This window comes from Paenibacillus sp. 1-18 (genome assembly GCF_000520755.1).
GTDB lineage: Bacteria > Bacillota > Bacilli > Paenibacillales > Paenibacillaceae > Paenibacillus > Paenibacillus brasilensis.
The window spans coordinates 14,896-28,713 of the sequence record NZ_ASSB01000327.1 but is presented as its reverse complement, the minus strand read 5'-3'; the positions used below and the strand labels follow the sequence as shown (position 1 = coordinate 28,713).

Below are 13,818 nucleotides of genomic sequence, written 5' to 3'. Positions count from 1 at the left end.
GAGCGATTAGCTCATTTTGAAACTGACGAGATAAAATATCTCTTTGTGCTCGAGCTCCGTCCAGCTTTAAAGCATGTCCGAAACCTTCGCAATTACTCACTCGTTGTTCAGTTTTCAAAGATCAAACCGTTGTGAATCCTTTTATCGTCTTTACTTCGTTTCATCACCGCATCTCAGCGGCGACTTGATTAATATAACACATGTTCGGGATTTAAGTCAACACTTTTTTTGAAAATTATTTTAACTTCATTCAAGTGTTGTTCTCACAAAAAAATTCCCGGGCTTTAAGAGCCGAGAACTAATGTATCACATAATTGAATTTGCCGTCAACTATATTTTAAAAATACCAATTTTCCATAATTAGGTCCTTATATAGCCTGTCCGAATAATATCATTTTCAGCCCTAATAGGAGAGCAATCCCAGGCAATCCTAATATCGTTACTGTTCCCATTGTCACTGGATTAATCGGAATATACACCTGCGTGATCCATCCTGAATAATTGATAACATACAGCGCAATTGCCGCCAAAGCCATATGCGCCCCAAACACCGTTAGCCAACTGATACCCAGATTTTTTTTGAAAATTAGATATGCCAGCACCACGACACAGACAATCAGTACAAGCCAGATAGCCCCTCTCATTCTGCCCTCCGTTTATGGACACGATCTGCATCATGAACATACCCCGGTTCATCTGCAGGTAGATGGAAACGATGCAAGCCTTGCTGTTTGGCACTTTTTAAGTGGATCTGATATTTACGCTCAGCAGCTTCCAAAACAAAAATGGCATAGTCGATCTCATCCTTACCAGTAGCTTCATGAAATAAACGATGTGCTCTTAACCATTCTGCATGTGAAGTTCTAATCTGGGCAAACAACTCCTGCCGGTACTCCGCTTCTGATTTGTCGTGCTCCTGACGGCGACGAAAATTTTGCTTCACCCGTTCCCACATCCATTCATCCTCCTCACAAGCTGAATTAGGTATACAGTCTGCAAGACTACTTTATTCATACTTATTGAACAGAGGACAAACTTAGAACCTGGAACAATCCTTAACTGACGTTATTATTACAAACAAAAAGGAGCCATAGCGGCTCCCCTAGCGTGTTCAGAATGTCCATAAGACATTTATCACTTATATCTATAACGTATAATACACCTGTTAATTGAGCTCTCTGCGGCCTTCCAGCGCTTTGGACAAGGTAACCTCATCGGCATACTCCAAATCTCCACCGACTGGCAATCCGTGAGCAATACGAGTAACCCTAATCTCAAAAGGACGCACCAGCCTCGAAATGTACATGGCCGTGGCTTCTCCTTCTATGTTCGGATTCGTCGCCAAAATTAACTCCTTGACGCGTTCATCACTGAGCCTATTCAGTAATTCCTTGAGCTTGATATCTTCAGGGCCAATTCCCTCCATTGGAGAGATTGCTCCGTGGAGCACATGGTAAAGACCATCAAACTCTTTGGTGCGCTCCATGGCAACCAAATCCTTAGAATCCTGAACAACACAAATGACGGAGGCATCCCTCGTCTTATCCTGACAGATCCGACAAGGGTCGGTGTCCGTAATATTGCCGCAGACTGAACAGAAGTGAAGATTACGTTTTACATTGACCAGCGCCTTGGCAAAATCAATTACATCATCTTCCTTCATCTTCAGTACGTGAAAAGCCAACCGGGCAGCCGTTTTCGGCCCCACTCCCGGTAGGCGCGTAAAAGCATCAATTAGCTTTGCAATCGGCTCCGGATAATACAATAGCGTGTTTCTCCTTTTTGCGGCAGACTAGAACAAGCCCGGAATTTTCATACCGCCTGTAAATTTCCCCATATCGTTATTAGCCAATTCGTCTGCTTTGGACAAAGCATCATTGACCGCAGTCAGTACGAGATCTTGCAGCATTTCTACATCATCAGGATCTACAGCCTCCGGTTTGATTGTGATGGACAACACTTTTTTATGCCCGCTTACCTCTACAGTCACAACACCGCCGCCGGAAGTACCTTCGATTACTTTTTCACCAAGCTCCTCTTGGGCTTTCAGCATTTGCTCCTGCATTTTTTTCACTTGCTTCATCATTTGGTTCATATTATTCATTTCAATCATCTCCTTTAATGAAGTATAACTTTGATTTAATCTTTAATGACGACCAGATCTTCCCCGAAGAGCTGAATAGCTTCATCAATCCAGGGCTCTTTGGACTTTCCCGGCGTATCTTGCTCCGGCTCCAGTTGGAATTCTTCGGCAGGCTGATCGGAAACTCCTTCAATCGCAGCATTCCAATCCTTTTGCATCATCGTCACCAGACGATAAGGATGACCCAGTTGCTCATGCAGAACCTTCTCAATAACTTGCTTATTCGCAGGCTTTTCAGTAGTTTCACGATGAATATTGTTTTTAAAGGCTACCAGTACGCTGTCCTCTAATACAGAAACAGGCTCACCGTCCATAAACCACGCATGAACCGTGACCTTCGCCTCTTTGACTCCTTGCAAAATCTGACTCCACTTACGCCCTGTCGCTGCAAATGCTTCGCTCGACTTCTCAGCGATATAACGATCCAGCTGAGGAGGGAGCTTGGCTGGAGCAGAAATTCTTGGAGCAGGCGCACGACCACCGGAAACCTGACGACCACCGGATGATGCCTCTTGGCCTGCTCCGATGGCTAATCCACCTTGCAACGCGCGTTCAAGCTTTTTCTCCAGTTCAGCAAGCTGACGCTTCAACACTGCTACATCTCCCTGATCAGCAGCGCTAGAGTGCTTTGCTGTGGACTGAGCAACAGCTCCCACTTCTCCCGGAATGCTGCACAGTTTCAAGAGAGCCACCTCAAACAAAGTTTGTGGCTGAACAGCATATTTCATCTCACTCTGATAACGATTAAGAGTGTCGATCATCCCAAAGAGTTGCTCTTTGGTAAAAGCATCTGCTACTTCCTTGAACTGCTCCGGGTCCAACACTCGCTCTGTCATTTTAGTCGCCTGCGGCACCATCTTGATCATAAGCAGATCCCGGAAATAGTACAAGAGATTCTCCATGCACTTATCGGCGCTTTTGCCTTCCTGCATAAAGTTCTCGATCATTTGAAGAACCGTGCCTACGTCTTCTTTCAGCAGCGCCAGGGCAAGCTTACCAAATTGCTCGGACGCAATGCCTCCTGTCATATCCAGCACCTGCTGATAGGTAACCCGACCGTCTGTAAACGAGGCTATCTGATCCAAAACGCTGACCGCATCCCGCATCCCGCCATCTGAAAGACGCGCAATGTACTGCAGTGCATCTGTATCAGCCTGAATATTCTCCTGTCGACATATTAGGTCAAGTCGTTCTGTCTGCTCTTCCAGCGATATCCGCCGAAAGTCAAAACGCTGGCAGCGCGAAATAATTGTCGCCGGGATTCGATGCGGTTCAGTCGTCGCCAATATGAACATAACATGTGGCGGCGGCTCTTCCAGCGTCTTCAGCAGCGCATTGAACGCTTCCGTCGTCAGCATGTGCACCTCATCAATGATATAAACCTTATGCCGCACCTCTGTCGGCGCATATTTGACTTTATCGCGCAAATCACGAATCTCTTCAACGCCCCGGTTGGAGGCTGCATCAATTTCCTGTACATCCATAACTGCCCCGGCCGTGATCCGTTTACAGGCTTCGCATTCGTTGCAAGGTTCCGGTGCAGGTCCATGCTCGCAATTGATTGCCTTGGCCAAAACTTTGGCCGCACTTGTCTTCCCCGTTCCCCGTGGACCACTGAACAGGTAAGCATGGGACGTGCGATTTTCACGAATGGCGTTCTGCAATGTCTGGATAATATGCTGTTGTCCTACCATGTCTTTGAAGGCCTGAGGCCGCCAAGCACGGTACAACGCTATATGTTCCAATGCGCGTTACCCTCTTTCCCATTCACTTTCATGACCATTCACAGTCACTTCATTATACTATACTCCTGTCCGAATCTAAACCAGACACCTTCCAATTTATAAACACAAAAAAACATCTTCGCATTGACTGCCAAGATGTTCTGATTCCAGATATAAACCGTGCACCTGTTATTGATCGTTGTGATCCGAGCGGCAACCCTGAACAACAACTCGGGCTAGGCAACCCTCCGGCACAAGAGTGGGCTTGCTTATGGCTGCTTCCTTCCGGACCTGACCAGGTTCACAAGTACTCATTGCGGAGGACCCAACCGTCAACATTGTGCGCAGGGACCAGCCTCACATCAACAACACCTCTAACAGGAATTCAACCTCGCTATAGCGGATTGCGAGTTACAGGGCACCGCTACCTCCCCATCTAGCACGGTGAAAATAAGTATATCTCATGGCTGTATAAAAAGCAAATAGCAAATACCGACAAAAAGAGCCTTCTGCAATTGCAGAAGGCTCTAATAACTTTATAACTTGTGGTAACTCATTAGATACCGTATTTCTTTTTGAAACGATCCACGCGTCCACCAGCATCAATAAACTTCTGCTTACCTGTGAAGAACGGGTGGCAAGCGGAGCAAATCTCCACACGCAAAGATTCTTTCACAGAACCAGTTTCAAACGAATTCCCGCAAGCGCAAGTAACGTTAGTTACGTTATATTTCGGTTGAATAGCTTGTTGCATTAACTTTCACCTCTTTCCGCCCTGAACGTCCTATCAGTCCAGAGTTGTATGAACACATGTTCACATTATAGCACTTGAATATAAGTGTTTCAATACCTGTTTTGCGCATCTTAAAACTGGTGTAAAACAGGTGTATTTCAGGTAATATCGGCCACTTTAAGCTCTGGCAAATTTAGGTCGTGCCTGCCCCGGCGGAGGTACATGAGTGTAGGACCCGATAACAACATCAGGCAGCTCTTCCCGGTAAATCTCAAGCATTTGCTTCATGCCAAGTATATCTCCTTGGGCAGGTGGAATCAGCTCCAAATAGCTTTCAGGATCAATATTCAAATTACGCATCTGAATCAGCTTGAGTTTAGTACGCTTGGCGAACTCGATCATCGCCTCTATTTCTTCCTCACGGTCAGTTACACCCGGGAAGATCAGATAGTTAATCGACGTATATACACCCTGCTCAGAGGCATATCGGAGTGATTTTTCTACATTGGCTAACGTATAGGCTCTAGGCTTGTAATAAGCATTGTAATGATCTTCCAGCGCACTGATTGTGCTGACCCGCATCAGATCAAGACCTGCATCTACGATGCCCCGGATATGATCGTTCAACCCCGCATTGGTGTTGATATTGATATATCCCATATCCGTAACGGAACGCACTTCTTTGATCGCATCAATAATCAGCTTGGCTTGAGTGGAAGGCTCGCCTTCGCAACCTTGCCCAAAACTGATAATGGATTCCGGTGTTTTCAAATGTTCCAGCATGACCTCTACAATTTCTTCAACACGGGGGCGAAAATTCATTCTTGTCTGCGGAGATACAAAGCCGCTGTCATCCGGTTGTTCAGATATACAGCCAAAGCAACCGGCATTACAAGAATAAGATACCGGAACCCCTCCCTCCCAGCGATTCAGGAATGTGTTGGAGGAAGTAAGACATTCGTAGCCTAACGCACAGTTGGACAAATGTTGGTACAGTCGGTTTTCCGGATATTGCTCCGTCATCCGCTGAACCCCCAGCTTGACCTGATGACGGTCACAGTTTTCCGGATTCCATTTGGATGGACTGTCGCTCTGCTCTGCGGTTACATAAAATGCTCCATCTTTCCAGACTACGGCAGAATAACCGAACAAGGGCAGCTTATATTCTTTATCGGTTTTCACATATCCCGGCAGACATAATCGTGTAAAACCTTGCGGCAACAATGCACCTACTGCCTGCATATCTCCAGGAAGGGAGACCATCTCCCCAGTTTCAGGGTTCATACCGACCGGGCGGGTGTTGGGCAAGCCTACCAGCGTAGCTCCTTCCGGTAGCGGAATAAGCTCATCCTCCATGATTTCAACAATCATGTCTGCACTGCGGGCAAGCCCATACAAAGAAGCATGATCATATACATTGCCTTTTTCGTCGGCATACACCAAATACATTATGGAACTCCTTTCGCTCCGTCAAGCTACACACCATTAACAGAATGAACCGTAACGGTCGCGGTCTTACGGAACAGATAAAATACATGGATTGGGTTTAGTTGGTCGAGGCCGGGACCGACGCTGCAGTAGAACGCGTGGTTCTCCGTTGCTGGGCGCCTGAGCCGCCGGATGATCCACCAGAAGGTGTCAAATCAAACGAAGCCAAAAATTCGGCGTTATTTTTGCTGTTGCGCAGCTTTTTGAGGAAGCCTTCCACAAAATCATGACTTTCCGTCATATTTTTACGAATAGCCCAAATGGTATCCAGTTCTTCCTTGCTCAACAGCACTTCCTCACGACGTGTACCTGAACGACGAATATCAATGGCAGGGAAGATACGACGTTCTGCCAGTTTGCGGTCCAAATGAAGCTCCATGTTGCCTGTACCTTTGAACTCTTCATAGATGATATCATCCATCCGTGATCCTGTATCAATCAACGCTGTAGCAAGGATTGTCAGACTGCCGCCTTCCTCCACGTTCCGCGCCGCACCAAAAAAGCGCTTCGGACGATGAAAGGCCGCCGGATCAATACCCCCACTCAAAGTACGACCGGATGGAGGGATAACGAGATTGTACGCTCGAGCCAAACGTGTAATGCTGTCCAGCAGGATCACAACATCCTTTTTATGCTCCACAAGACGCAACGCACGCTCCAATACCAACTCTGCTACTTTGATGTGATTCTCAGGAAGTTCATCAAATGTAGAAGCCACAACTTCACCTTTAACAGAACGCTGCATATCGGTCACTTCTTCAGGGCGTTCATCAATCAACAAGACAAAAAGCTCAATCTCGGGATTGTTGGTAGAAATGCTATTGGCAATTTCTTTGAGGAGAAGTGTCTTCCCGGCTTTGGGAGGTGCCACAATGAGTCCGCGCTGTCCAAGTCCGACAGGGGCCAGTACATCCATAATTCTCGTAGACAAATGGTTGGGGGAAGTTTCAAGGACTAATTTGGTTTGCGGATACAGTGGAGTCAGTGCAGGAAAATGTAGCCGCTCAGCAGCTTGCTCAGGGCTTCTTCCATTAACTGCGTTAACTTGAAGCAATCCAAAATATCGTTCATTTTCTTTTGGCGTTCGGCATTTACCCGATACAAGATCGCCTGTTCTTAAGTCAAACTTACGGATTTGTGAAGCAGAGATGTAAATATCTTCGGTACTCGGGAGATAATTAATTGGCCTCAGAAAGCCATAGCCTTCAGGAAGTATTTCCAGAACCCCCTGCATAAACATCAATCCGCTCTTCTCAGCTTGCGCACGCAGGATGGCAAAAATTAATTCTTTCTTCTTGAGCGTTCCGTAGTACGGGATCTGGTATTGCTTGGCCAGCTTGTACAGGTCGGTCAGCTTCATTTCTTCCAGATCGGAAATTTGCAGATCCATATAATAACCACCTATTCAATTATTAAGTCCATTCATACATCTAAATGATAGACAATGATATCATAAACACCATTAACATAATTTTAACCAAAACAAATAAAGTTATACAGCCGTCTGCCTGGATTATACCGGATTATTCCGGTTTTCCGATAAAAGATTATTAGGTATGAACCATAATCTTGTGTCAAGCAGCGGCTGCATAGAGCTTACCCCTTCTATTGTTTATCCGTTCAGGGAGTTCAAAATAAAGTATGGTTAAAATTATTCTGTCTGTCGCCATACATCCGCGCCCAAATGACGAAGATTGGAGACAAGGTGATCATAACCACGGTCAATATATTCGACACCTGTCACCTCGGTTACACCTTCACTCACCGTAAGACCAGCGATGACAAGTGCTGCTCCAGCTCGCAGATCGGCCGCTTTGACTTTGGCCGCATTCAAACGACCGCCCTCAATGATGGCCGACCGACCCTCTACGCGGATCTTAGCCCCCATTCGAACCAGCTCAGGGACGTGCTTAAAACGATTGCTGTACACGAAATCACTCAATACACTAACACCCTGCGCCTGAGTAAGCAAGCTGGTCATAGGAGATTGCAAATCCGTGGCGAATCCGGGGTAAACTAAGGCTTTAACGTCGACATGTTCATAACGAGACGCACCGAGTACACGAATACTTTCGTCATATTCCTCGATGCCAATACCCATCTCCTGCATTTTTGCAGTAAGGGCCTCCATATGCTTGGGAATGACGTTGTCGATCAATACATTGCCACGGGTAGCCGCAGCAGCAATCATATATGTCCCCGCTTGTATGCGGTCAGGTATGATGGAGTGACGACAGCCATGTAGCTCAGATACGCCTTCAATACGGATCGTTTCCGTTCCGGCGCCCTTAATAATGGCCCCCATGGAGTTTAACAGAGTTGCTACATCTATAATCTCAGGCTCTTTAGCCGCATTTTCAATAATTGTGGCGCCTTTGGCACGTGCGGCCGCCAGCATGATGTTAATCGTAGCTCCTACGCTGCTGACATCCAAATAAATTTTGTTACCACGCAGCTCTTTGGCATGCAAATGAATAGCACCGTGCTCGTTTGTCACCGTAGCACCCAGCGCTTCAAAACCTTTAATATGCTGATCAATGGGCCGGGGTTCAAAATTACACCCTCCTGGCAAACCGATAATCGCTTCCTTGAATCTGCCCAGCATGGCTCCCATCATATAGTAGGAAGCTCGTAATTTCTTAACCGGTCCATTCGGCATAGGAATGGATTTAATAGAGGATGGATCAATTTTCATCTGGCTACCTTCCCAGGCAACCGTTGCACCAAGTTCCTCTAATATTTCGGAATACACCGCCACATCACTCAACAGCGGCAAATTGTCCAAAATGACTTCCGACTCTGCCAGAATGGCGGCGGGAATCAAGGCGATGGCACTGTTTTTGGCACCGCTGATGGAAACTGTACCTTGAAGCGGCCGTCCACCGGTGATCATCAATTTTTCCATAAGCTTGAGGGTCCCCCTACGTGTTTTGCAGTCGGTCAAACCATGAACTAAACAACGAAATTTCAACTTTTTAGTGGTGAAAATGGAAAGACACCGGCTAAGCGGTGTGCTTTCCATACCAAACTATTCAACTATACAAAATTAAATATTTTGTGCAGCAGAATTACATCTACAATAAAAAATGAATCTATCCATGCAGCAGCATGACCAGTTCACTAGTTCACTCGTTATTACGCTTTGTTGTTGGAACCGAACTCACGAATTTTACCGATAACCGTTTGTTTGATCGCTTCACGACCTGGAGCGATGAATGTACGTGGATCGTAAGCATCTGGTTTCGCAGCAAGCACTTCACGAACCACTTTCGCAAATGCGATTTGGTTTTCAGTGTTTACGTTGATTTTGGAAGTACCCAGGGAAATGGATTTTTTAATGTCATGTGTAGGAATACCTGTTCCGCCATGAAGAACGAGTGGCAGTTTCACAGCATTGCGGATTTCTTCCATTTCTTTAAAGCCAAGGTTTGGCTCGCCTTTGTATGGTCCATGAACGGAACCCAGTGCAGGAGCCAGTGTATCAATACCTGTTTCGTTAACGATACGTACACAATCGTCCAGCTTAGCGTACATTACGTCACCTACAACATCATCCTCTTGACCGCCAACCATTCCAACTTCAGCTTCAACGGAAACGCCTTTGGAATGTGCATATTCAACAACTTTTTTCGTTGTTTCGATATTTTTCTCAATTGGGCTATGGGAATCGTCAATCATAACAGATGTGAAACCAGCATCAATCGCTTCTTTACATTTTTCAAAGCTGGAACCATGATCCAAGTGAATTGCAACTGGAACCGTAATTTTCATGTCATGAATAAGTCCCTCAACCATTTTAACAACAGTGTAAAATCCGCCCATGTGACGAGCTGCGCCTTCAGAAACGCCCAGGATTACAGGGGATTTTTCTTCTTCAGCAGCGCCCAGAATAGCTTGAGTCCACTCGAGGTTGTTAATGTTGTATTGACCTACTGCATATTTTCCTTCGAGTGCTTTGTTCAACATGTCTTTCATAGATACCAATGGCATGGTTACGTCCTCCTAAAGGTGTTTGGGTTTGTCTATCTTTTTAGCCGACATCACATACGGGCTTATTATACCACAACCCATATTAAATACTAAACAAGCTTTTGCATATCAACACATACAAAAATCACGCTCAGGACGCCGTTTTATCATAGATTTGTATAAGGAGAGGATTTTCTTTCAGTATTTCCCATAAACACAAACAAAAAACCCTGTTTGCTAACAGAGTTCTTAACCAAAATGACTGATCTAGTCATCCCTGAGTTGTTTGTTCACAGCAATTCGCATTTCGTCAATATCAAAGGGCTTGGTAAAATGCATAAGCGCACCTAGCTCCGTCGCCTCTTTAATCATGTCCAGTTCACCATACGCTGTCATCATAATAACCTTGATATCAGGGTTCATGGCTTTTAAATGCTTCAAAATTTCGAGTCCATCCATACCCGGAATTTTCATATCCAGCAGCACAAGATCCGGCGGTTCCTTTTCAACAATTTCAAGTGCAATTTTCCCGTTCGCCGCCTGAAAGGTCTCATAACCCTCACTCCCGAACACTTCCATCAGTAAAATCCGTATTCCATTCTGGTCATCGACGATTAATACTTTCTTCTTTTCCAATGTTTTAACCTCCTAAGATCTTAAAACGAGGATCATGCAGCTATTGCCATAACAGCGTCCGATGACGTACAATATCCGTCCCATACCTAAAACTATATTCGATCCTGCAAAAAGAAAATCCTTCTCTTATACATAATTGTGGAATATTCTTTCATAATCAGGAATCATGGGGTAAAAAAAAGACCTCTCAAGAGGTCTTTTAAGCGTCGTTGTATTAACCTTGAAGCTGCAATGCTGCTTTTACAAATTCACGGAACAAAGGTTGTGGACGGTTTGGACGGGAAGTAAATTCCGGATGGAATTGTACTGCCAGGAACCATGGATGGTCTGGAAGCTCAACAATTTCCACCAAACGTCCGTCCGGTGAAGTACCGGAAATACGAAGACCTGCTTTTTCAATCACTTCGCGATATTCATTATTGAATTCGTACCGGTGACGGTGTCTTTCGTATACCAGCTCGTCATTGTAGCAAGCCTCAGCAAGGGAGCCTTCCACCAGTTTGCACGGATACAAGCCAAGACGCATCGTACCGCCCAAATCCTCGATGTCTTTTTGGTCAGGAAGCAGGTCAATAACAGGATAATCCGTAGCTGGGTTGATCTCCGAGCTGTTGGCTCCTTCAAGACCAGCCAAAGAACGGGCAACCTCAATAACAGATACCTGCATACCCAAACAAATACCAAAGAATGGAATTTTATTCTCACGCGCATAACGGATCGTGCTGATTTTACCTTCAATCCCGCGATCGCCGAAGCCACCCGGCACGAGAATACCACCAATGCCACCCAGCATGTCCGCTACGTTCTCGTCTGTCACTTCTTCAGCGTTCACCCAGCGGATCTTCACGTCCGCATTGGCATCAAAGCCGGCGTGGGAAAGTGACTCAACCACGCTTAAATACGCATCATGCAATGCGACATATTTACCGACAATGGCAATCTCGACCGTTTTATCCAGCTTGCTGATTCGATCAACTAGCCCTTCCCACTCCGTCATATCCGGCGCAGGGGTTGTCAGCTTCAGATGGTTAACGACGATTTCGTCCAAGCCTTCTTCACGCAGGTTCAACGGAACCTCATAGAGAGTTGAAGCATCGCGACATTCTACCACAGCGTTCGCATCAATATCGCAGAACAGCGCAATTTTGGCCTTCATATCGGAGGACAGTTCGTGCTCTGTACGGCAAACAATGACGTTAGGCTGAATGCCGATGCTGCGTAGTTCTTTTACACTGTGCTGAGTTGGTTTGGTTTTAACCTCACCAGCAGCTTTGATATAAGGAATAAGCGTTACGTGAATGTACATTACATTCTCACGTCCAACTTCGCTTTTAAGCTGACGAATAGCTTCCAAAAATGGCAAGCTTTCAATATCGCCTACTGTACCGCCAATTTCTGTAATAATGACGTCCGAACCTGCTTCGCGGCCTGCGCGGTACACACGCTCCTTGATTTCGTTCGTAATGTGAGGGATAACCTGTACTGTACCGCCCAAATATTCTCCGCGACGCTCTTTGCTGATTACGCTCGAATATACTTTGCCTGTTGTGACATTGCTGTTCTTGGACAGATTAATATCAATAAAGCGTTCATAGTGTCCCAGGTCAAGATCCGTTTCCGCACCATCATCCGTTACGAACACTTCACCGTGCTGGTAAGGACTCATGGTGCCCGGATCGACATTCAGGTAAGGATCAAATTTTTGGATCGTTACCTTTAGTCCCCTGTTCTTCAAAAGCCTTCCCAGTGAAGCTGCCGTAATCCCTTTGCCCAAGGAAGACACAACCCCGCCTGTCACAAAAATATACTTTGTCACTGTTCAAAACCCTCCTAGATAAAATGCAAAATTCAGGCGACATTATGATGTTATCGTAACCCGTTTACACGGATTATCATCCATGAAGAAGGCAGCGGATTTAATTTCCATACCGCCGCCCTTAGCCCTCTTTCATGAGTGAAAACACCCCTATAAAAAACAAAAAAGCACTCCCGTAGTACGGGGCACTTTTATACAAAAAAGCAAACATATAAGTGAATCAATCATAAGCCCAAGCAATAGTTTACCCCGTGTCCAATCCCCTGTCAAGGAAGTTATCTATGTTAATTTACCCATTGCACGAGATTGGAATGATTCCACCCGAAAGCTTCAAATCAGGAGGGGTTTCAGGAAAACGGTCATGAAAAAGGGGAGAGCATATCTCCCCTTACGATTTGTTCCTAGCGAAGCGAATCATCGTCGTCATCCAACGAATCATCGTCATTTTCATCCTCTGTATCGTCCTCATCACTGAGGTCTTCGTCGTCTATGACTACGTCTTCATCACTATCGTCATCTTCACCGTCGAACAGCTCATCTTCGCCGTCCTCGTCTTCACTATCTGCATCGAAGTCGTCATCAGAGTTGTAGGTTTCTTCTTCTTCATGATAGTCGTCTTCGTCGTCATCGTCTTCGTCGTTAATAATACGAGGGCGCTTGGCGCCTGTCAGGGCATCTTCGGATTTATCCACCGGATACCAACGTTTCAGGCCCCACAGATTCGTACCGACACAGGCAAAACGCCCGTCAATGTTGATTTCAGTATATAGCTGAGCAATTACGTCATTAATTTCTTCATCGGACAAGCCACGCAATTTGGCGACTTCATTCATCAGGTCACGGTAATAATATGGAGTATTGGCCGCTTTCAAAACCATAAATGCCAAATCCACCATCGGGGTCTCGTGGACTTTCTCCGGGTCAATCTTTAAGTTGAGTGGGGTACTCACCTAGGGACACTTCCTCTCACACGTAATTCACAAGAACATGTTTCAGAGCATACACGATACATGCAATACTAACATATCCATTATCAAAACTAAGTAAAACCTATTTGGAAGCAAATTGCAAGTTAAACATGGGTATCGGCACAAATTCCAGAAATATCCCCATGGACAAGACACACATGTAAAAAAGACGGGGTCCCCCCCGTCTTCGACTGTACCCACTCCGGGAGCTGTCCCCCAAAGTTGTTGCACAAGAGCTTATGCCCTCCATGTATCGTATGTGTCCTCCAACACTTTGACACGACAAGCAGGCCTATTTCCATAAAAAAGGGGCAGGTTCCCCATGCAGGCGCTGACGCTTG

At 45.8% G+C, this 13,818-nt stretch carries 13 protein-coding genes and 1 other RNA gene; all 14 read right to left on the bottom strand.

Annotated elements, in window-relative coordinates; genetic code table 11:
• Nucleotides 1-368: 368 nt before the first annotated feature.
• Nucleotides 369-644 (bottom strand): pro-sigmaK processing inhibitor BofA family protein, encoded by a 276-nt coding sequence (locus tag L693_RS0121195; protein ID WP_025719767.1) that lies wholly within the window; start codon nucleotides 642-644, stop codon nucleotides 369-371.
• Nucleotides 641-955 carry a DUF2508 family protein gene (locus tag L693_RS0121190; protein WP_025719765.1) on the bottom strand — a complete coding sequence of 105 codons (315 nt, stop codon included), beginning with the start codon at nucleotides 953-955 and terminating at the stop codon, nucleotides 641-643. The genes L693_RS0121195 and L693_RS0121190 overlap by 4 nt, the downstream gene beginning before the upstream one ends.
• 210 nt (nucleotides 956-1,165) lie before the next feature.
• Complete coding sequence (gene recR, locus L693_RS0121185) at nucleotides 1,166-1,765, bottom strand: recombination mediator RecR (RefSeq protein WP_007428122.1); 600 nt, start codon at nucleotides 1,763-1,765, stop codon at nucleotides 1,166-1,168.
• Nucleotides 1,766-1,792: 27 nt separating this feature from the next.
• Nucleotides 1,793-2,104 carry a YbaB/EbfC family nucleoid-associated protein gene (locus L693_RS0121180; protein WP_025719762.1) on the bottom strand — a complete coding sequence of 104 codons (312 nt, stop codon included), beginning with the start codon at nucleotides 2,102-2,104 and terminating at the stop codon, nucleotides 1,793-1,795.
• A 35-nt stretch (nucleotides 2,105-2,139) separates the two neighbouring features.
• Nucleotides 2,140-3,888: a DNA polymerase III subunit gamma/tau gene (gene dnaX / locus L693_RS0121175; RefSeq protein ID WP_025719760.1), complete on the bottom strand. Its 1,749-nt coding sequence runs from the start codon at nucleotides 3,886-3,888 to the stop codon at nucleotides 2,140-2,142.
• 157 nt (nucleotides 3,889-4,045) lie between these two features.
• An RNA gene (gene ffs, locus L693_RS29515) (signal recognition particle sRNA large type) lies at nucleotides 4,046-4,312 on the bottom strand.
• Nucleotides 4,313-4,423: 111 nt separating this feature from the next.
• Complete coding sequence (gene rpmE / locus L693_RS0121170) at nucleotides 4,424-4,621, bottom strand: 50S ribosomal protein L31 (RefSeq protein WP_025719758.1); 198 nt, start codon at nucleotides 4,619-4,621, stop codon at nucleotides 4,424-4,426.
• Between the two features lie 156 nt (nucleotides 4,622-4,777).
• Nucleotides 4,778-6,049: a radical SAM protein gene (locus tag L693_RS0121165; protein ID WP_025719756.1), complete on the bottom strand. Its 1,272-nt coding sequence runs from the start codon at nucleotides 6,047-6,049 to the stop codon at nucleotides 4,778-4,780.
• A gap of 97 nt (nucleotides 6,050-6,146) precedes the next feature.
• Entirely contained in the window at nucleotides 6,147-7,478 is a 1,332-nt protein-coding gene (gene rho, locus L693_RS0121160) for a transcription termination factor Rho (RefSeq protein WP_025719755.1), read from the bottom strand.
• A 261-nt stretch (nucleotides 7,479-7,739) separates the two neighbouring features.
• The gene (locus tag L693_RS0121155; protein ID WP_025719753.1) at nucleotides 7,740-8,993 is read right to left on the bottom strand and encodes a UDP-N-acetylglucosamine 1-carboxyvinyltransferase; all 1,254 of its coding nucleotides are present in this window, start codon (nucleotides 8,991-8,993) and stop codon (nucleotides 7,740-7,742) included.
• A gap of 230 nt (nucleotides 8,994-9,223) precedes the next feature.
• Nucleotides 9,224-10,078: a class II fructose-1,6-bisphosphate aldolase gene (fba, locus tag L693_RS0121150; protein ID WP_010346584.1), complete on the bottom strand. Its 855-nt coding sequence runs from the start codon at nucleotides 10,076-10,078 to the stop codon at nucleotides 9,224-9,226.
• A gap of 246 nt (nucleotides 10,079-10,324) precedes the next feature.
• Nucleotides 10,325-10,693, bottom strand: a complete 369-nt coding sequence (locus L693_RS0121145) for a response regulator (protein ID WP_025719750.1) — start codon at nucleotides 10,691-10,693, stop codon at nucleotides 10,325-10,327.
• A 214-nt stretch (nucleotides 10,694-10,907) separates the two neighbouring features.
• Complete coding sequence (locus tag L693_RS0121140) at nucleotides 10,908-12,509, bottom strand: CTP synthase (protein WP_025719748.1); 1,602 nt, start codon at nucleotides 12,507-12,509, stop codon at nucleotides 10,908-10,910.
• A 401-nt stretch (nucleotides 12,510-12,910) separates the two neighbouring features.
• Nucleotides 12,911-13,459 carry a DNA-directed RNA polymerase subunit delta gene (gene rpoE / locus L693_RS0121135; RefSeq protein ID WP_025719746.1) on the bottom strand — a complete coding sequence of 183 codons (549 nt, stop codon included), beginning with the start codon at nucleotides 13,457-13,459 and terminating at the stop codon, nucleotides 12,911-12,913.
• Nucleotides 13,460-13,818 lie beyond the last annotated feature (359 nt).